Source organism: Burkholderia ubonensis (assembly GCF_902833085.1).
GTDB classification, from domain to species: domain Bacteria; phylum Pseudomonadota; class Gammaproteobacteria; order Burkholderiales; family Burkholderiaceae; genus Burkholderia; species Burkholderia ubonensis.
Map to the genome: position 1 here is coordinate 590,532 of NZ_CADFEB010000001.1, position 16,962 is coordinate 607,493.

Annotated in this window: 20 protein-coding genes; 9 read left to right on the forward strand and 11 right to left on the reverse strand. The window is 66.4% G+C overall.

Annotated elements, in window-relative coordinates; translation table 11 throughout:
• Window positions 1–29: 29 nt before the first annotated feature.
• The gene (locus tag HWX31_RS02565) at window positions 30–584 is read left to right on the forward strand and encodes a hypothetical protein (RefSeq protein WP_174962712.1); all 555 of its coding nucleotides are present in this window, start codon (window positions 30–32) and stop codon (window positions 582–584) included.
• A 40-nt stretch (window positions 585–624) separates the two neighbouring features.
• Here the strand turns inward: HWX31_RS02565 and HWX31_RS02570 are convergent, their stop codons facing one another.
• From HWX31_RS02570 to HWX31_RS02600, 7 genes are all read right to left on the reverse strand, one after another.
• Window positions 625–1,566, reverse strand: coding sequence for a copper resistance D family protein (locus HWX31_RS02570; protein WP_174962714.1), 942 nt, complete (start codon window positions 1,564–1,566; stop codon window positions 625–627).
• Complete coding sequence (copC, locus tag HWX31_RS02575) at window positions 1,566–1,940, reverse strand: copper homeostasis periplasmic binding protein CopC (RefSeq protein WP_174962716.1); 375 nt, start codon at window positions 1,938–1,940, stop codon at window positions 1,566–1,568. The genes HWX31_RS02570 and copC overlap by 1 nt, the downstream gene beginning before the upstream one ends.
• A 16-nt stretch (window positions 1,941–1,956) precedes the next feature.
• Window positions 1,957–2,304, reverse strand: coding sequence for a copper-binding protein (locus HWX31_RS02580; RefSeq protein WP_059714837.1), 348 nt, complete (start codon window positions 2,302–2,304; stop codon window positions 1,957–1,959).
• 64 nt (window positions 2,305–2,368) lie between these two features.
• A complete protein-coding gene (locus HWX31_RS02585; protein WP_174962718.1) occupies window positions 2,369–3,664 on the reverse strand; it encodes a multicopper oxidase family protein in 1,296 nt (431 codons plus the stop codon).
• A gap of 1 nt (window position 3,665) precedes the next feature.
• Window positions 3,666–5,099, reverse strand: coding sequence for a TolC family protein (locus HWX31_RS02590; protein ID WP_174962721.1), 1,434 nt, complete (start codon window positions 5,097–5,099; stop codon window positions 3,666–3,668).
• Window positions 5,096–5,392 carry a hypothetical protein gene (locus tag HWX31_RS02595; RefSeq protein ID WP_174962723.1) on the reverse strand — a complete coding sequence of 99 codons (297 nt, stop codon included), beginning with the start codon at window positions 5,390–5,392 and terminating at the stop codon, window positions 5,096–5,098. Before HWX31_RS02595 ends, HWX31_RS02590 begins: the two co-directional genes overlap by 4 nt.
• 81 nt (window positions 5,393–5,473) lie before the next feature.
• Window positions 5,474–6,013: a hypothetical protein gene (locus tag HWX31_RS02600; protein WP_244143626.1), complete on the reverse strand. Its 540-nt coding sequence runs from the start codon at window positions 6,011–6,013 to the stop codon at window positions 5,474–5,476.
• Window positions 6,014–6,116: 103 nt separating this feature from the next.
• Between HWX31_RS02600 and HWX31_RS02605 the strand changes: the two genes are divergently transcribed.
• Together HWX31_RS02605 and HWX31_RS02610 are read left to right on the forward strand one after the other, a co-directional pair.
• A complete protein-coding gene (locus HWX31_RS02605) occupies window positions 6,117–6,788 on the forward strand; it encodes a heavy metal response regulator transcription factor (RefSeq protein ID WP_059613164.1) in 672 nt (223 codons plus the stop codon).
• Entirely contained in the window at window positions 6,785–8,185 is a 1,401-nt protein-coding gene (locus tag HWX31_RS02610) for a heavy metal sensor histidine kinase (protein WP_174962725.1), read from the forward strand. The genes HWX31_RS02605 and HWX31_RS02610 overlap by 4 nt, the downstream gene beginning before the upstream one ends.
• A gap of 69 nt (window positions 8,186–8,254) precedes the next feature.
• Here the strand turns inward: HWX31_RS02610 and HWX31_RS02615 are convergent, their stop codons facing one another.
• Window positions 8,255–10,066, reverse strand: a complete 1,812-nt coding sequence (locus HWX31_RS02615) for an ExeM/NucH family extracellular endonuclease (protein WP_174962727.1) — start codon at window positions 10,064–10,066, stop codon at window positions 8,255–8,257.
• Window positions 10,067–10,433: 367 nt separating this feature from the next.
• Between HWX31_RS02615 and HWX31_RS02620 the strand changes: the two genes are divergently transcribed.
• Genes HWX31_RS02620 through HWX31_RS02630 form a run of 3 tightly spaced genes read left to right on the forward strand, consistent with a single transcriptional unit; the run spans window position 10,434 to window position 13,017 of the window.
• Window positions 10,434–11,267 (forward strand): DUF4118 domain-containing protein, encoded by an 834-nt coding sequence (locus HWX31_RS02620; protein WP_174962729.1) that lies wholly within the window; start codon window positions 10,434–10,436, stop codon window positions 11,265–11,267.
• A 14-nt stretch (window positions 11,268–11,281) separates the two neighbouring features.
• Window positions 11,282–12,175 carry an alpha/beta hydrolase gene (locus tag HWX31_RS02625; RefSeq protein ID WP_029226925.1) on the forward strand — a complete coding sequence of 298 codons (894 nt, stop codon included), beginning with the start codon at window positions 11,282–11,284 and terminating at the stop codon, window positions 12,173–12,175.
• Complete coding sequence (locus HWX31_RS02630; protein WP_244143627.1) at window positions 12,175–13,017, forward strand: MipA/OmpV family protein; 843 nt, start codon at window positions 12,175–12,177, stop codon at window positions 13,015–13,017. Before HWX31_RS02625 ends, HWX31_RS02630 begins: the two co-directional genes overlap by 1 nt.
• 27 nt (window positions 13,018–13,044) lie before the next feature.
• Here HWX31_RS02630 and HWX31_RS02635 read toward each other — a convergent pair whose 3' ends face one another.
• Both HWX31_RS02635 and HWX31_RS02640 read right to left on the reverse strand, forming a co-directional pair.
• Complete coding sequence (locus HWX31_RS02635) at window positions 13,045–13,449, reverse strand: DUF1801 domain-containing protein (protein ID WP_174962731.1); 405 nt, start codon at window positions 13,447–13,449, stop codon at window positions 13,045–13,047.
• 42 nt (window positions 13,450–13,491) lie between these two features.
• Window positions 13,492–14,268: an alpha/beta fold hydrolase gene (locus HWX31_RS02640; protein WP_174962733.1), complete on the reverse strand. Its 777-nt coding sequence runs from the start codon at window positions 14,266–14,268 to the stop codon at window positions 13,492–13,494.
• Between the two features lie 136 nt (window positions 14,269–14,404).
• Between HWX31_RS02640 and HWX31_RS02645 the strand changes: the two genes are divergently transcribed.
• Window positions 14,405–15,208 carry an AraC family transcriptional regulator gene (locus HWX31_RS02645; protein ID WP_174962735.1) on the forward strand — a complete coding sequence of 268 codons (804 nt, stop codon included), beginning with the start codon at window positions 14,405–14,407 and terminating at the stop codon, window positions 15,206–15,208.
• Here HWX31_RS02645 and HWX31_RS02650 read toward each other — a convergent pair.
• The gene (locus HWX31_RS02650; RefSeq protein ID WP_174962737.1) at window positions 15,205–15,837 is read right to left on the reverse strand and encodes a glutathione S-transferase N-terminal domain-containing protein; all 633 of its coding nucleotides are present in this window, start codon (window positions 15,835–15,837) and stop codon (window positions 15,205–15,207) included. The genes HWX31_RS02645 and HWX31_RS02650 overlap by 4 nt on opposite strands.
• A gap of 138 nt (window positions 15,838–15,975) precedes the next feature.
• Between HWX31_RS02650 and HWX31_RS02655 the strand changes: the two genes are divergently transcribed.
• Complete coding sequence (locus HWX31_RS02655; RefSeq protein WP_174962739.1) at window positions 15,976–16,320, forward strand: winged helix-turn-helix transcriptional regulator; 345 nt, start codon at window positions 15,976–15,978, stop codon at window positions 16,318–16,320.
• Between the two features lie 44 nt (window positions 16,321–16,364).
• Window positions 16,365–16,919, forward strand: a complete 555-nt coding sequence (locus HWX31_RS02660; protein ID WP_174962788.1) for a GNAT family N-acetyltransferase — start codon at window positions 16,365–16,367, stop codon at window positions 16,917–16,919.
• The last annotated feature ends 43 nt before the right edge of the window (window positions 16,920–16,962 follow it).

Below are 16,962 nucleotides of genomic sequence, written 5' to 3' on the forward strand. Positions count from 1 at the left end.
TTCACAGCCATCCCAACATGAATGCAGGCATGCTCAGCCCACTGCACGACACCATGAACAATCACCGATTTTCGTCATTTCAATTTTGTATATGGCTGGCATTTGGCGCGCTGATTTATTTCTCTGACCAGCTAGACAGATCGCTGAACCTTTCGTTCTTTTTGATTCCCGTACTCTTCATTCCTGCCGCAATCATCGGCATCATCTGGTTGATTAGTTTCGGCAGGTGCGTATGGAACGGCCAATGGCGAACACTTGCGTCAGTTATCCTGGCCCCCGTGTTGACGTTTGCATTTTTTGGAACATTGTTGAAGTTTAAAATCGATCCGGATTGGATTCATTTTCAGGTCGTGCGGACAGACTATCTCCGGGAAATCCGTGAAAGTCCGGGGCAGTCGCCCAAGCACCATCGATGGTACTGGGGCGATACCGGTTCGGCGATCGGTCCGAATATCTTTCACACGCTTATTTATGACGAGGCCGACGACCCCCTTCGAGGACAAACGATGGCTGAGGAGCAAGACGACTCTACCGATGTACGACCGATGGGTGATCACTTCTTCCTGGTCACCCAGTACCGGTAGCGATCACCCGCTTGCAGCGCGCTGGAAGATCGGCTCACGCTTACGTCGTACCCGGCAGCGCACTCGAGACGAGCACGGCCGCGACCAGCAGCACGCCGGCCAGCAAGAACGATTCGACCTTGAGCACCGCGCCGAAACGGCGCAGCGCACCCGCCGGCGAAGCCGCCGCAGGATGCTTCAACGCGGACAGCAGCTTCGGCATTTCGAAGAACCGGTTGTGCCCCCCGAGCGCCGCGGCAATCAGCACCAGTGCGAGCTTGAGCAGCAGCACCTGCCCATAAGCGGACGCCAGCAGGTTCGAAGGCGTACTGACTCCGCGCCATCCGTTGTACGCGCCCGTACTGAACAGGACGATCAGCGCCCAAGTCGATGCGTCGGAAAGCGACTGCACGAACGACGCGCCGTTCCGGTATTCACTTCCCGGAGCGCGAATCAGAGACGGCATCACCGCATACGTCGTCACCAGCACGAGGCCGACCCACGCGCTGATGGCCAGCAGATGCAGCCAATCCACCCAGACCGGCACGCTGAACAGCCCGGCATCCACCGGATGCCCGCCGTTGCTGCGCGCCAGCGCGACACCCGCCAGCGCAATCCACATCGCGAACGGAACACGCGCGTCGCTTCGCGACGGTAGAAACGACAGCACGACGATACAAAGCGTGAAACCGGCGCCGACCAGCCACGCATGCCCAAAGCCGGTTCCCGCGAGCATCGACCACACGGCCGGACCGGCGTCGAACAGCGTCGACTCGCTCATCAACGCGCAGTGCGCCCAGAACGACAGCATGCTCGCCAGCAGCGACACGACGGATGCGATGCGCATCGTCGTGACCAGACGTCGAGCCATGCCCGCCTGCCAGTCGGATGCGCCGCGAGCGAGCCATCGGTTGCCGAGCAGCGCACCGACGACGACGGCGAAGCCGACGTTCTGCACGGCGACCGCGACCAGCCTCAAGATGCCGAGGAACCCGTCGTTCATCACTTCACCTTGAACACGTAGGTGCCTTTGGTCTTGTGCGCATCCGCGGTCATCGCGGTCCACTGGACCGTGTATGTACCCGACGCCAGCTTCGGCACTGCGACCGTCATCACGCGCGGCGCGGACGCGTCGACCCTGGCCTTCTCCTTCGTGACGGCGGCGCCGCTCGCGTCGGATACCTTGACCGAACTGAAGGTCGGTTCGAGGTCTTCGTTGAAGGCCAGGCGCAACACGTCGGGCGCGGCATCGACCGTGCTGCCCGATGCGGGCACCGCGCTTTCCAGCTTGCCGTGCGCGAGCGCGGCGACCGGCGCAAGCGCCAACGCGCCGGCCGCGGCCAGTCCGGCGAAATGCTTGAGGGTGAATGTCTTCATGTTGAGGCTCGTCTCGTCACTGCTTCTGCAGCTTCGTGACGGTGAGCGCACCGTTCACTTCGTCGGCGACGAAATCGATCTTGTCGCCGGTCTTCACCTGCGACAGCATCGCCGGGTCCTTGACCTTGAAGACCATCGTCATCGCGTCCATGCCGAGGTTCTCCAGCGGGCCGTGCTTGATGGTCAGCTTGCCGGCGGCCGTGTCGACCTTCCTGATTTCGCCGTGCGACATGCCGCTCGCGGCTTCGGCGCCCTGCTTCGCACCGCCGCTCATGTCCATGTTGCCCATCTCGCCGGCGGCATGCGACGCGGCCGAGAACGCGAGGGCCCAGCCCATCGCAATCGAAACAAGTGCTTTTTTCATCGTCTTTCTCCAGGGTTGAGGGGGTGAAGCGGACGGCCGGGTCAGCCCGGCCTTGTCATGTAATTCAGCCGTCCGGCAGCTCGCCGGTGTATTCGTAGGCCACGGTTCCCTTCGGATGCCTGAACCAGCCCGGGTCGCGGTAGTCGTTCCGGCCCAGCCCCTGCCGGACCTTGACGACGGTGAACATGCCGCCCATCTCCAGCGGCCCGAACGGCCCGGTGCCGGTCATCATCGGCAGCGTGTTGTCGGGCAGCGGCATCTCCATCTCGCCCATCGCGCCGCCGGTGCTGCCCATCGCCATGTAGTCGGGCACCAGCTTGTTGATGCGTTTCGCGAGATCCTTCTGCGGCACGCCGATGAGGTTCGGCACCTGATGGCCCATCGCATTCATCGTGTGATGCGACTTGTGGCAGTGGAACGCCCAGTCGCCGGGGCGGTTCGCGGTGAACTCGATCGCGCGCATCTGGCCCACCGCGACGTCGGCCGTCACCTCCGGCCAGCGCGCGGCCGGCGGAATCCACCCGCCGTCCGTGCCGGCCACCTCGAAGCTGTAGCCGTGCAGGTGGATCGGGTGATTCGTCATCGTCAGGTTGCCGAACCGGATGCGCACGCGGTCGCCCGCGCGCACCGGCAGCGGGTCGATGCCCGGGAACACGCGCGAATTGAACGTCCACATGTTGAAGTCCGTCATCTCGTTGACGCGCGGCGTGTAGCTGCCCGGGTCGATGTCGTAGGCCGCCAGCAGGAACACGAAGTCCCGGTCGACCGGCATCACGCCGCGGTCCTTCGGGTGCACGATGAACATGCCCATCATCCCCATCGCCATCTGCACCATCTCGTCGGCGTGCGGGTGATACATGAAAGTCCCGTGCTTCTCCAGCTCGAACTCGTAGACGAACGTCTTGCCGGGCGGGATGTGCGGCTGCGTGAGCCCGCCGACGCCGTCCATCCCGCTGGGCAGCAGCATGCCGTGCCAGTGAACGGTCGTATGCTCGGGCAGCCGGTTCGTGACGAAGATGCGGACCTTGTCGCCCTCGACCGCCTCGATGGTCGGGCCGGGCGATTGCCCGTTGTAGCCCCACAGGTTCGCCTTCATGCCGGGCGCCATCTCGCGCACGACCGGCTCGGCCGTCAGGTGGAATTCCTTCCAGCCGTTCTTCATCCGCCACGGCAGGCTCCAGCCGTTGAGCGTCGAGACCGGCGTATACGGGCGTCCGCTGGGCGGCACGAGCGGCGGCTGCGTCGCCGCCTTCGCCATCGTCGGTGCTTCGGGGAGCGACGCGGCGCCCGCCTTGCTGACCATCGCGGCGCCAAGGAGTGCGGCCCCGGAGCCGCTGAGGAATTGTCGACGGGACACCATGTTATTGACCTTCCGAATGCGTTGCCGGCGCCGGTTGCGCCGTGTTGGCCGAAGCGGGCTGCGCCGCGCCCGCGCGGGGCAGATGGCCGCCGACCGCCTGCTGGAGATCGGTTTGCGCGAGCCAGTAGTCCTTCAGCGAGTCGATGTAGCTGTTGACCGCGCCGACCTGTTCGCGCGAATCCGCGAGCAGCTCGAAGACGCTGGCGAGCATGCCGTTGTAGCGGAGCATCAGCTCGTCCGAGATGGTCTTGCGCAGCGGCACGACCTCGTCGCGATAGTGCTTCGCGACGTCGTAGCTGGTCACGTACGCCGAGTACGACTCGCGAACCTCCGAGCGCGCATCGATCGCGGTCCGGGCGAGCTGGTTCGCCGAGCGCATGTAGATGGCTTCCGCCCGGGCAACCTTCGCGCCGCCCCAGTCGAACACGGGAATCTCGATGCTGATCTCGTAGCCGTGCTCATGCCCCTTGTCGGTCTCGTAGTTGTTCACGTAGCCGACATCGAGCGCATTGATGAAGCGCGTCGCCTTGGTGAGCCCCAGCGATGACGCGACGCCCTGCGTTTGCAGCTTCGCCGCCTGAATGTCCAGGCGGTTCTGCATCGCGTAGCTTTCGAGGTCGCCGAGATTCGGGCGCGCCTTCGGCAAGTCCGGCAGGCGCTCGGGAAGCGCGTACTGCGCGCCCGCTCCCCACAAGCCCATCGTGCGCGTCAGCTTTTCGCGCGCGGCGACGGCCTGCTGCCGCGTCCTGGCGAGCTGTGCGACCGAATCGGCATAGAACGCCTGCTCGCGTGCGTAGTCGAGCTTGCTGAAGTTGCCGGCCTGACGCATGCGTGAGGCCAGTTCGGCGCCGGCGTCCGCGGAGTCCTTCACCTGCTCCGCGTACCGGGCGGCCTGCTCGGCCGCAACCGCGTTGACGTACGCGCGGCGAGCGTCGGCGGCGACCTTGAGCATGCCGTCCGCCGTCTCCAGCTTGGTCTGCTCGAAGCGGCGCCCTTCGATGCGCGTGGCGAACGGCAACGTCAGCAGGCCGAGCACGTTCGCCGAGAACGTGCGGCCGATACTCAGGTCGCCGTTTCCCGCGCGGGTCCGGCTGAACGTGAATCCTGGATTCGGGAGGCGGCCGGCCTGCACCAGATCGGCCTCGGACAGGCCCAGTTCCGCGTAGGACGCCTGAAGGCCGCGATTGTTCAGCAGCGCGACCTGCACCGCGTCGTCCATCGTGAGCGGGCCGGCGAGCAGCTCCTGCGTCCGTTTTGCCACGGTATTCCGGTCGTCGTCCGTCCTGACGATGACCGCGTCCTTGCCGAGCCGCTCCCTGGCGGTAGAGGACACCGTATCGAACCCGCCGTCCTTTGAGAACGTGGTGCAGCCGGCGAGCAACGCCATCACCGCGATGCCCGCCCCCATTCGAGCGGAAAGGAATCGTCGCATCATTTGGCAGCTTCCTCGTGCTTCGCGTGGTTCGAACGGTTGTCGCCCGGTTGGGCCGGCGCGCCGCCGTGCTTCATGCCGCCTTTGGCCGGTTTGTCGACGACGGCCTTGTTCAGTTGCAGCCACGTCGGTCCATCGCCGTCGCGGTAAGGCTGATAGCCGTCGAACGCAGAGGGAATGGTCATCGCCGGCACCGGGGCCGCTGCGTCGGTCGGATCGGGAAAGGTTGTCGCGGCTTGCGCGAGCGACGGCAAGGTGGCCGCCGCGCCAAGCAGCGCTACAGAAATCAGTCGCATACGTGTTCTCGTCGTGAATCAACGGACAGGCGCGAATCAGCGCGCCGGGTCGAATGGCGTGCGCGGTTCATCAACCGCGAACTAGACCGATAAGCGGCGAGGCGGCCGCTCGATGCCGTCGGTCAGGAACGACACGACGCCGGCGGGAGGCGGAATGGGGCTGGCGACGCGAGCGGCGTCCGGTGCGGCGGCCACGGCAGGCATCGCCGGCAATCCCGTGCCGATGCAGCAGGATGCACAGGTCGAACACGCATGCGCGTGGTGCGCGCCGCCGTGATGTCGCGGGTGATGCGCGTCGTCCGCACGCGCGATGCGTTGCATGTCGGGGTGGTATTCTGGCGCGGCCTGTTCCAGGTGCCGGGGCGCATCGCCCTGCGCGGCGGCGCATTGCGTCGAGACGGCCGCAAACGACTGAACCGGAAGGCTCAGCGCGAGCAAGACGACGATGAAGAATTTGCGCCAGTACGACATGGAAGCGGAATCCGGCAAGCGGCAATCGAGTGAGTCAGGACAGAACGTGGGCCGCAGCTTATCGCCGCGCGCGTGACGCCGGCATGGCCATAAAATGACCGGAATTTCATGCAGGCGCGTTGTCCGGACCGTCGACGGCCGGCGCTTCATGAAAAAAATGTCATCCAGCCGTCATGCCCGGCGCGCCCGCGCCGCCCCAAGCTCGGGCCCTGGACCGACCCGCCTCACTACAGACAGCACGACCCACTCAGCAATGCGGATACTCATAGTCGAAGACGAGCCGAAAATGGCGTCGTATCTCCGGAAGGGATTGATGGAGGCGAGCTACACGGTCGACGTGGCCGAGAATGGCCAGGACGGCCTGTTCCTGGCGCTGCACGAAAACTTCGACCTGATCGTGCTGGACGTCATGCTGCCCGGCATCGACGGCTTCGAGGTGCTCAAGCGCGTGAGGGCACAGAAGCAGACGCCGGTGCTCCTGCTGACGGCGCGGGAAGCCATCGAAGACAAGGTGACCGGCCTCGAATTGGGCGCGGACGACTACCTGCCCAAGCCGTTTGCCTACGCCGAGTTCCTGGCCCGCATTCGCGCGCTGCTGCGGCGCGCGCCGCGCCACGTCCGGGACATCCTGCTCGTCGCCGATCTCGAAGTAGACCTCATCCGGCGGCGCGTGAAGCGCGGCGACACGCGCATCGATCTCACCGCGCAGGAGTTCGCGTTGCTGCAGCTCCTCGCCGAACGCGAAGGCGAGGTGCTCACGCGCACCTTCATCACCTCCCAGATCTGGGACATGAACTTCGACAGCGACACCAACGTGGTGGACGCCGCCGTCAAGCGCCTGCGCGCGAAAATCGACAACGCATACGAGACGAAGCTCATCCACACGATACGCGGGATGGGCTACGTGCTCGAGGACCGCTCGTGACCGACGGCCCCGCACCGTACTCGCTGCTCCGGCGGCTGACGCTCGCATTCGCGCTGGTCGCGGCGCTCGTGTTCGCGTTGACCGGCACCTACCTGTACCGGTCGTTGTCGGCGGAACTGCAGCGGCGCGACGACATCGAGATCGGCGGCAAGCTGAACCAGTTCCTGCAGCTTGCGCGCGCGAGCGGCTCGACCGAGGCCGTCCGCACGAACCCGGCCGTCGTTCACGAAGTGCTGCTGTCCCATCCCGGCGTCTATCTGGGCATCTACGACGGCCGCAACACGCTGCTGGTCGAGCACACCGACAAGCCGGGCGTGAAGCTCGACGCACTCGTCACCGGCCGGCATCCGGGCCGCCGGCCCTTTACCTGCTCGCCCGACGGCATCGGGCCGTCCCGCTGCATCGTCGCCGAAGCGACGCTGCCGTCCGGCGAAGCGATCCGGGTGGCGCTGGTCCGCACGGCGACCGACCGGCAATCGCTGCTCGAAAGCTACCGGGTCGATATCTGGGTCGCGGTTGCCGTCGGCGCGATCCTGGTCGGCGCGCTCGGCTATGCGGTTGCGCGCCGCGGCCTGCGTCCGGTCGAGAGCCTGGGCCGGCAGACCTCCCGCATCGAGGCGCACAACCTGAACGAGCGGCTCGACATCGGCGGCGGCCCGATCGAGCTGCGCGAACTCGCCGTCGCCGTGAATCGCATGCTCGACCGGCTCGAACGCGCGTTCGTCCGCCTGTCGCAGTTTTCGTCGGACCTCGCGCACGACATGCGCACGCCGCTGGCCAACGTGATCAGCTCGTCGCAAGTCACGTTGTCTCGACCCAGGACGACCGACGAATACGAAACGCTGATCGACTCGAACATCGAGGAATGCGAGCGTCTGCAGCGCATGATCGAGAACATGCTGTTCCTCGCGCGCACCGACAACGCGCAACAGCACCTGAAGCTGTCGGACCTCGACGCGGCGAACGAGCTGGGCCGGCTGGCCTCGTACTTCCAGGGCATCGCCGACGAAAAGGACATCAGCATCGTGGTTCAAGGCGACGCGCGAGTGGCGGCCGATGCCACGCTGTTTCGCCGCGCGGTCAGCAATCTCGTGTCGAACGCGCTGGACCATGCGCTGGCCGGCTCGACGATCGAACTGGCTGCGCTTTCGTCCGCGGGTTTTTCCGTCGTCAAGGTGACGAATCGCGGACGCCCGATCGCGCCGGAGCACATCGACCGCATCTTCGAGCGCTTCTATCGCGTCGACGCGTCGCGGCACGGGTCGTCCAGAAATGCGGGCCTCGGTCTCGCCATCGTCAAATCGATCATGGAACTGCACCGCGGCAACGTCGAGGCGGTGAGCGACGACGCAGGCACCACCTTCATCCTGCGCTTTCCCGTTCCGGCCACGGCCTGAACCGTTCGTCACTCGCCTCGCCGCGCGGCATGACATGCACGCCGCGCGGCGAGGCCACCCGGCCGGCGATCAGCGGCCGCCCGGCAGCGCGATGTCGACCAGCACCGGATCGTGATCCGACGAGCGGTACGCGTCGGGCGCGTAGTAGGTCCGTTGCTGCTCGGCGCTCTTGTACGCGAGCGTGTACTGCAGCGCGACCGGCTCGTCCGCGTTGATGTGCCATTCGTGCACGGCCTTCACGTGCGCCGCGAGCGGCAGCGACGCGAGCGCGTGATCGAGATAGCCCGCTTCGCCGTTGTAGACGTAGCTGTACGCATTCGCGCCGATCCAGCGCGACACGAGGTTGCGGTAGCCGCGCGACTCGAGCAGGCGGATCGGGTCTTCATGCGTGTAGCTGTTGAAATCGCCGATCAGCAGCACGCCCTGGCTCGACGCGCCGGTCGGCGTGCCGGCGAGCCAGTCGGCGAGCTTGGCGGCCGCGCGCGTGCGCGTCGCGTTCCAGCAGCCCTGGCCGTCGCCCTGGTCGAGATCGTCGCTCGCCGCGTCCGGGCAATTCTTCGACTTCAGATGGTTCACCGCGACCGTCAGCGCATGCTTGCCGCCGACGCGCCGGAACGTCTGCGCGAGCGGCTGGCGGTTCTTGTCGTCGATCGCGAGCGTCGCCGCGCGGCCGACCGGTTCGACCTTGCTGCCGTCGTAGATCAGCGCGACCGCGATCGCGTCGCCGCCGAGCCGCGCCGTGCCCGGATCGACGACGCGCCAGTTGGCACCTAGCTTCGCCGCGAGCTGGCGCACCGCGCTCAGTTCGCCGTAGCCGTTGTTCTGGATTTCCATCAGGCCGATCACGTCGGCGTCGAGCGCCTTCAGCGCGCTGACGATCTTCGCGTCCTGGCGCTGGAACTCCTGATAGTTCTTCGCGCCGCGGTTGGCCGGATCGTCGAAGCCGCCGCCGAGTCCGTTACCGTTGAAATAATTGAGGACATTGAACGAAGCGACGCGCAGGTTCGCGTGCCGATCGCGCGCGGGCGCCGCGGTGCGCGGATTCGCGCGCGCATCGAACGCGGGCACGGCCGCACCCGGCACCGGCTGCACGCGCCAAGCGCCGTAGCGCATCTCGAGCACGCCTTCGACGTTGCTGACCGTGTAGCCCGCGCGCAGCGTGTTCGCGGCGGAAAGCCCGGGCGCCGGATACGGGACGCTCGCCGGGTTCTGCTTGTTCGAGCCGTCGTCGAGGACCAGCCGGTTGCGCGCGTTCGCGTCGATTTGCGACTGCGCCTGCGCGGGCGGCACGACGCTCGTCGGCGTGCGCAGGCGGCCGTTGCTGAGCAGCACGCTGCCGTAGCGGCCGAGCTCGTAGTTGTCGGTGACGTTCAGCTTCTGCGGCAGCCGCACCAGCATGCCTTCATACGCGGCGAACGTGTTCACGTTGTCGACGGGCAGCGCGAGCGTCGCGGGCGTGACCGACTGGCCGTTCGCGCACACCGCGATGGCGCCCGACAGCGTGAGCTGCGTCTGCCCGTATTTCTCCTCGACCTTGCCCGTCACGTGGACGAGGTCGCCCGCCTTCGCGCGCGCTTTCGGCGCATAGACGAACAGCCCCTCGGAAACGCCCGGCTGGTTGCGCCGCTGCGCATCGGCCTGCTGGACGAAGAAGCCGCCGAAGCCGTCGGCGCCGCCGAAATCGGCGGTGACGACCGCTTCGATCGAGACGTTCTGGCCGGCGAGCGGCGACGGCCCGCCCGGCCCCTGAATTTCGGCGATCGGCGTCGCACTGCCGCCGCAGGTCGCGCTGACGGGCGCGGCGGTGGCCGCGAGCGCCGGCGCGGCGGCAAGGGCGGGCAGGAGCAACAGGAGGGCAGGCACGGGAATCGGAGCACGCATGACGGAGAGTCCGGTTGTGAGGGTGCCGAAAGCTTAGCGGTGCTTGGTGACAGTTTGTAGTAAGCGAACGATGGATGAATGTAATGTCGTCGATCCAGCCGGACGGACTGCCGAGCGGCGGATGCTCCGGGTCGCCGGAAAGCGTTCGCAACCGGCGCGGCCCGACGGCAGCGGGCCCCGCGCCATTCCTTGCGCGATCCCCGGGCCGAAACCCGGCGCCGCCAATTACTACGAAAAATTACATGTGCTATCGTTCGGCCCACTCGTGCCGTGGGTCGCTCATCACTCGCGCACGACTCGCTACGCTACGCCGGCCGCTTTTGGCCCCAGATAAATCACGCCCGGTCCGCCGGCGAATTCCAGACTCATGCAGATCCAGAACGCCCGCCGCTGGGCGCCACGCGGGCCACGGCGATGGGTTGTCGCACTCGCCGCGCTGGGCCTGGCGAGCGGTGCGCGCCTCCTGTTGCACCCGCTGCTCGGTCCCGTCATGCCGGGCACCGCTTTCAGCGTCGCCGCCGTGCTGATCGAGTACTACTTCGGCCTCGCGCCCGCGCTGACCGTGATGCTGGCCGGCCTGTGCATCGCCGACTACCTGTTCGTGCCGCCTTATGGCGTGTTCGACGTCATCGATCGCTCCGACATCCTGTTCGTCGTCTCGTACCCGCTGGTCGCGCTCGTATTGATTACGCTGATCGAGCGCCTGAGGCGCGCGCAATTCCGCGCGGAATTGATCGCCTCCGTCGCGCAGTCGCGCTACGAGATGCTGCTGCGCCATGACAACGAGCGCTTGCTCGCGCGCCGCGCGATCGATGAAACGCACCGGCTGCTGCATCACCTGTCGCAGTACCACCGGACCTTCGTGCTGATGAAGGCGCTCGAACACAACCCCGCATGGAGCGGCAGCGCCGACGCCGGCGGCACGAGCGGCCCGGCGGGCGACGCCCGCGCCGTCCTGCCGCCGCCCGCGGAAATCGCGCCCGGCCCCCGCTTCGACGACGTCGATCCGGACGATCTCCGCCGCCTGTCGAAGACCCTCTCGGCCGGCCGGCACCGCGTGCGGCTGCGCCGGTCCGGCCCGCCCGCCACGCGCGCGGCGGGCGATGCGGCGGGCGACGGCGCCAGGCGCTTCGTCGATTGCGTCTGCGAACGCTTCACGACGCATGCGGGCGATTTCCTCGTGCTGCGCATCGACGACTGACGCAAGGGCCACACATGTCAATCTCCGCCAGAACGGTTTTCAACGAAGGCGACGGCCACGCCGTGCTGATGCTGCACGGGCTGTCCAGCTCGCCGCTCGAATTCCGTTATCTCGCGCGCTTCCTGAACGACGAGGGCTTCACGACGTGCGCGCCGGTGCTGGACGGCTATAGCGCCGGCACGCCGGAACAGGCGATGGAGCAATGGCTCGACGCCGCGACGCGCGAATACGATGCGCTCGCCGCACGCTACGAACGCGTGTCGATCTGCGGGCTGTCGATCGGCGCGGCGCTTGCGCTCGCGCTCGCGCATCGCCGTCCGCAGGCGCAGGCCGTCGCGCTGCTGTCGCTCACCCTCGCGTACGACGGCTGGGCGATTCCGTGGTATCGCTTCCTGCTGAACTGGGCGTATTACTCGCCGATGCGCCACCGCTACCGGTATCGCGAATCGGCGCCCTACGGCCTGCGCAACGAGGCGCTGCGCGCGAAGATCGCGCGTGCGATGAGCCGCGACAACTTCAGCGAAATCGGTCCGTCGACGATCTCGCTCCCCGCGCTGCACGAGGCAAGCCGGCTCGCGGCCTGCGTGCGCCCGAAGGTGCGCGCGATCCGCAACGACTGCCTGATCATCCATGCCATCGACGACGAAACGTCGAGCCCGCGCAATGCGCGCTTCATTGCTTCGTCGATCGGAGCCGGCTTCCTGCGAACCATCTGGCTCGACGACTCGTATCACATGATCACTTCCGACAACGAACGCGAAATCGTCGCGCGGGAAACCGCGCTGTTCCTGCGCGAAAGCGAAATGGCAAGCCGCACGGGCGACGCCGGCGCCAAGCCGGTCGTCTCGAAAGCGCTGGCGCGCCGCCTGCGGCAACTGGCGACACTGGGCAACGGGCGGACGTCGTGATGAAGCTTCCTGCGTTCCTCACCGCGAAACCGGCTGCAAGGCGGGCTGCAAAACGGGCCGCGCTGCTGGCGGCGGGATTGTCGCTGACCGTCTGCGCGCTCGACGCATCGGCCGCCGACGCCGCAACCGCTGCCGACGCGGCCGTCCAGCCCGCCGGCAAATGGAAGATCGCGTTCGGGCCGGGCCTGTTCGTCTCGCCGCAATACCCGGGCTCGCGGGACCTGCGCGTGTTCCCCTATCCCGCGCTCGACATTTCCTACGACGACCGCATCTTCTCGCAAGGCCCCGACGTGCTGGGCGTGAACGTGCTGCGCGGCGACGACTACCACGTCGGCGCGGCCATCACGCTCGATTTCGTGTCGCGCCACGAGAGCGACGATCCGCATCTGCACGGGCTCGGCAACGTGAACGCCGGCCCGAAGCTGAAGCTCTTCGCCGATTACACGGTCTGGATGTTCACGGGCTCCGTCGCGATGTACCAGGACATCGCCGGACACCACCAGGGCAAGACCGTGCTCACCGATCTCTACGCGTCGCTGCCCGTCGGCGGCTGGCTGTTCTCCGCCGGGCCCGGCTTCACGTGGGCGGACGCCGTCTATACGCGCACGTTCTTCGGCGTGTCGAACCAGCAGAGCGCCGCGTCGGGGCTGCCCGTCTACAACACCGGCGCGGGCATCCGCGACGTGCATCTGAACGGCTACGTCAGCTACGACTTCTCGAAGCACTGGGTCGGCTCGGTCGCGGTGACGCTCGGACGCTTGCAGCACCATGCCGCGTCGAGCCCGATCACCGAGCGCAGGACCGAGCTCAATACGCTCGCGTCGGTCAACTACCGCTTCTGACCGCGCGTGCGGCCGCGACTTTGCGGCTCAGCGCCTGGCCTTCGACCGGTTCAGCGCCGCCGCATCGCGAACGAGCGTCTTCAACGCGCGTTCGTTGATCGCTTCGCCTTCGCGAAAATCGATCGCGCGCCGCGTGTTCCCTTCGAGACTGGCATTGAACAGGCCGGCGGGGTCCTGCAGCGCCGCTCCTTTCGCGAAGGTCATCTTCACGACGCTCTTGTAGGTCTCGCCGGTGCAGAGGATGCCCGCATCCGACCACACCGGCACCCCGCGCCACTTCCACTCCTCGACGACGTCGGGATCGGCCTCCTTGACGAGCGCCCGGAGCCGGCCGAGCATCTCGCCGCGCCAGTCGCCCAGCTCCTCGATTCTCGCGTCGATCAGTTGCGAAGGCGACTGGACGTTCTGTTGCTGCGACTCGCTTTTCTTCATGCGCGCTTCTCCATCGGCAAGCGTTCCAAAGAGCACATCGTGTTAATTCGGCATGCCGGATTCGTCACTCGCGAGTAGAAACGACTCGATCGCCGCCACCAGCGCGAGCGGGGTTTCGTTCATCGGATAGTGGCCGGCGTTCGCCAGCACCTCGACCGTGGCAAGAGGATACCGCCGCAGATAGGTCCTGGCCATCAGCGCCGCGTTGAACGTCGGATCATGTTCGCCCACCAGCACCTTCACCGGATGCCGCCCGGCAATCTCGTCGCTGAAGTCCGTATCGGCCCATGCGTGGAAGTAGGCGGCAAACGCTTCCGGCGACGAATGCGATGCCGAATACGCCGCTTTCCATTCGACCCACGACGACGGCAATCGGCCGCCGGTGCTGCGATCGATGATGGCCCGCCGATTGCCCGGATGCTCGGCGGCGCCTTCGAACAGCGCGCGCCTTTCGGCATCGAACGCGATGCCCCCGCACGGAACCGGCGCGACCGGCACCAGCGAACGCACGCGCTCGGGCGCGCATGCGGCAATCTTTTCGATTGCCATGCCGCCCATCGAATGACCGACGAGGCTGAACGTGCGAAAGCCGAGCGCATCCGCGAGCGCCAGCGCATCGGCGGCAATTTCGTCGATCGTGTAGGCGCCGCGCATGTCGCGCCTTTCGCCGTAGCCTCGATGATCGACGAATACGTAGGAGAACTTGTCCTGTGAGAGCCATGCTTCGATCGGCTCGAACGAGCGCGCGTCACCGAACCAGCCGTGCAGCACGAGAACAGCGTGAGGGCCATGTCCCACGCGATGAAAGGGTTGGGGCATATCGACTCCGGAAGAATCACGATCAGGCGTCCGGCGACTTGTTCGATGCGCCGTCGCACTACGCAAGAAACGGATCGTAGGCCGGTCGGCCATGGCCCGCCTTCGACGTCGGGCCATTCGCTATAGAATCCGGGCCATGCGAAATACCCTGCTCGATCCTTACGAGAACATCCCGCGCAGCGTGGTGGTGACCGCGAACGACTATCCGGCCGGCCTGACGTTTCCGCCGCACGCGCATCGACGCGGACAGTTCGCGTTTGCTTCGCGCGGCGCAATCAGCATCGCCACCCCGCAGGGCCGCTGGCTCGTGCCGCCGCAGCGGGCGTGCTGGGTCCCGGCCGGCGTCGAGCATGAAATGACGATGAGCGGCCCGGTCACGATGCTCAATACCTTCGTGTCGGGCGACGCGGCGCATGCAGCGGGACTGCCCGACCATTGCTGCGTGTACGGCGTGTCGCCGTTGCTGAAGCAGTTGCTCGACGGCGCGATCGATCTCCCGGCGCTGTACGACGTCGACGGACGCGCCGGCAAGCTGATGGCTTTGCTCGTCGCGGAAATGGCGGCCATGCCGCGCCTGTCGCTGCATGCGCCGTTGCCGGACGATCCGCGGCTGGCAAGCGTGTGCCGGCGCCTGTTCGAAGCGCCGTCGATCGCGATCGATCTCGACACCGTGGCAGCCGACGCCGGGATGAGCAGGCGGACCTTCACGCGGCTCTTCCGCGCGCAGACCGGCGTGAGCTTCGCCGCATGGCGGCAGCAGGTCTGCCTGCTCGCGGCGGTCTCGCGGCTGAGCCAGGGGCAGCCGGTGACCCGGGTCGCGCTCGACCTCGGCTACGCGAGCCCCAGCGCGTTCACGTCCGCGTTTCGCCGCGTGCTTGGGGAAACGCCGAGCCGGTATCTGGAAGTTCGTCCATCGGGCGAGAACGCGAACGGAACCTAGTCCAGCAGCCCGTCCGCCGCCAGCACATGCTGCACCGACGCGCGGCGCCGGACCCGCTCGTACCATGCCTCGAGATGGCGATACGCGCCAAGGTCGATATCCGCGTCGTACACCGACCGCAGCCACGCCGCCTTGCCCCAGCCCGTCAGCGCGAACAGATACGCGTCCGCGATCGTGAACGTGTCGCCCAGCAGGAAGGTTCGCCCGGCCAGTTGCCGATCGGTCCACGCATAGCGGCTGTCGAGCTTTTTCCGCGCGGGCTCCACGTACTTGCCGGCCAGGCCGGCATACAGCAGCGGGATGAATCCCTTGTGGATTTCCGCCGTCAGGAAATTGAGCCACTCGAGCAGCCGATAGCGTTCCATCGTGCCGTGCGCCGGTGCGAGCCCCGCTTCCGGGCGCTGGTCGGCCAGGAATTGCGCGATGACCGGCCCTTCCCTCAGGTACGTGCCGTCGTCGAGTTCGAGCAGCGGCACGTAGCCGAGCTCGGCGACGTCGTAGTAGTCGCGGCCGTCTTCGGTCACGTGCTTGCGCGGATCGACCTTGACGATGTCGATGTCCAGTCCGAGCTCGCGGAGCACGATTTGAACGGCTTGCGAACAGCTGCCGGGGGCGTGATAAAGCTTCATGGCGTTCCTTGACGTTTCGACGTGAATGTATCGATATGCGACGATGCGGACGCTAATATCACGCATCGAAACGCCGATGAGAAGACGGCAGGTGTTTGTGCCGTAGCCACAAAAATTTCACCGACCGAGCCTGACCGCATGAAAACGAGTGCAACCGGATGTTCCGTTGAGGAAGCGATGCGCCTGCTGGGAGGACGCTGGCGATTGCTGCTGGTGTCGTACCTGCTCGACGGGCCGAAACGCTTCAGCGACCTGCGCCGCGACGTGCCGGGCATCTCGCAGCGGATGTTGACCCTCGATCTCCGGGCGCTCGAAGAAGCCGGGCTCGTGCGGCGGACCGTGTATCCGGAAGTGCCGGTCAAGGTCGAGTACGATCTGACCGCCGACGGCGACCGGCTGCGGCCCGTCGTCGAAGTCATGCGCGACTTCGGTTTGTGGCTGAAGGCGCGCGACGCCGAAGCCGCATGCGTGGAGACGTCATGACGAACCTGCTCGCTGCAATCCCGCCAACTATTCGGCCCAGTGTCATGAACCAGACCGAACGCGCCTGTATCGAGAAAGTGGCAACGCTGTCCGTCGACGAACTGAACGCATGCGACTTCACGCTGGACATTGCGCACGAACTGAATGCGCCGTATCAGGACCTTCTCGATTGCCGCCCTGTTCCGCTGCGTCGAAAGGACTACGGCTTCGATCCCGCCGGATGGGCGCAGGAAGCCACCAGCCGCAACGCGCTGTTTCAGGCGACGACGCGCGGAAGGCTCGCCGGATTCGTCGCGATATCGGAGAGCTGGAACGGCATGGCGGAAATCGCCGAGATCGCCGTCGATCGAGCGCATCGCGGGCGCGGGATCGGGCAATTGCTGCTGTCAGCCGCGGCAACGTGGGCAAGCCGCGAGCGATTCGATTTCATGCGGCTGGAGACTCAGGCCGACAACGTGCCGGCATGCCGCGCGTATGCGCGTGCGGGCTTCGTTCTGGGCGGCCACGATCGCTTCCTTTACGCAGGCGGGGAGAATGACGGCGAGGTCGCGCTGTTCTGGTACAAGGACCTGCGCAACGCAGCCGCCGGGCAAGCCTGACATTCTTGCAGACAGCGTATGCGACAGGCCGACCGGATGCTGC

Excerpts from the sequence above, each read along its gene's own strand:
- HWX31_RS02635 (WP_174962731.1), bottom strand. The coding sequence starts at position 13,449 with ATGAAGAAAAGCGAGTCGCAGCAACAGAACGTCCAGTCGCCTTCGCAA.
- HWX31_RS02615 (WP_174962727.1), bottom strand. The coding sequence starts at position 10,066 with ATGCGTGCTCCGATTCCCGTGCCTGCCCTCCTGTTGCTCCTGCCCGCC.
- HWX31_RS02605 (WP_059613164.1), top strand. The coding sequence starts at position 6,117 with ATGCGGATACTCATAGTCGAAGACGAGCCGAAAATGGCGTCGTATCTC.
- HWX31_RS02645 (WP_174962735.1), top strand. The coding sequence starts at position 14,405 with ATGCGAAATACCCTGCTCGATCCTTACGAGAACATCCCGCGCAGCGTG.
- HWX31_RS02585 (WP_174962718.1), bottom strand. The coding sequence starts at position 3,664 with ATGGTGTCCCGTCGACAATTCCTCAGCGGCTCCGGGGCCGCACTCCTT.
- HWX31_RS02625 (WP_029226925.1), top strand. The coding sequence starts at position 11,282 with ATGTCAATCTCCGCCAGAACGGTTTTCAACGAAGGCGACGGCCACGCC.
- HWX31_RS02580 (WP_059714837.1), bottom strand. The coding sequence starts at position 2,304 with ATGAAAAAAGCACTTGTTTCGATTGCGATGGGCTGGGCCCTCGCGTTC.
- HWX31_RS02570 (WP_174962714.1), bottom strand. The coding sequence starts at position 1,566 with ATGAACGACGGGTTCCTCGGCATCTTGAGGCTGGTCGCGGTCGCCGTG.
- HWX31_RS02650 (WP_174962737.1), bottom strand. The coding sequence starts at position 15,837 with ATGAAGCTTTATCACGCCCCCGGCAGCTGTTCGCAAGCCGTTCAAATC.
- copC (WP_174962716.1), bottom strand. The coding sequence starts at position 1,940 with ATGAAGACATTCACCCTCAAGCATTTCGCCGGACTGGCCGCGGCCGGC.
- HWX31_RS02640 (WP_174962733.1), bottom strand. The coding sequence starts at position 14,268 with ATGCCCCAACCCTTTCATCGCGTGGGACATGGCCCTCACGCTGTTCTC.
- HWX31_RS02565 (WP_174962712.1), top strand. The coding sequence starts at position 30 with ATGCTCAGCCCACTGCACGACACCATGAACAATCACCGATTTTCGTCA.
- HWX31_RS02620 (WP_174962729.1), top strand. The coding sequence starts at position 10,434 with ATGCAGATCCAGAACGCCCGCCGCTGGGCGCCACGCGGGCCACGGCGA.
- HWX31_RS02600 (WP_244143626.1), bottom strand. The coding sequence starts at position 6,013 with ATGAAGCGCCGGCCGTCGACGGTCCGGACAACGCGCCTGCATGAAATT.
- HWX31_RS02660 (WP_174962788.1), top strand. The coding sequence starts at position 16,365 with ATGAACCAGACCGAACGCGCCTGTATCGAGAAAGTGGCAACGCTGTCC.
- HWX31_RS02595 (WP_174962723.1), bottom strand. The coding sequence starts at position 5,392 with ATGCGACTGATTTCTGTAGCGCTGCTTGGCGCGGCGGCCACCTTGCCG.
- HWX31_RS02590 (WP_174962721.1), bottom strand. The coding sequence starts at position 5,099 with ATGATGCGACGATTCCTTTCCGCTCGAATGGGGGCGGGCATCGCGGTG.
- HWX31_RS02655 (WP_174962739.1), top strand. The coding sequence starts at position 15,976 with ATGAAAACGAGTGCAACCGGATGTTCCGTTGAGGAAGCGATGCGCCTG.
- HWX31_RS02630 (WP_244143627.1), top strand. The coding sequence starts at position 12,175 with ATGAAGCTTCCTGCGTTCCTCACCGCGAAACCGGCTGCAAGGCGGGCT.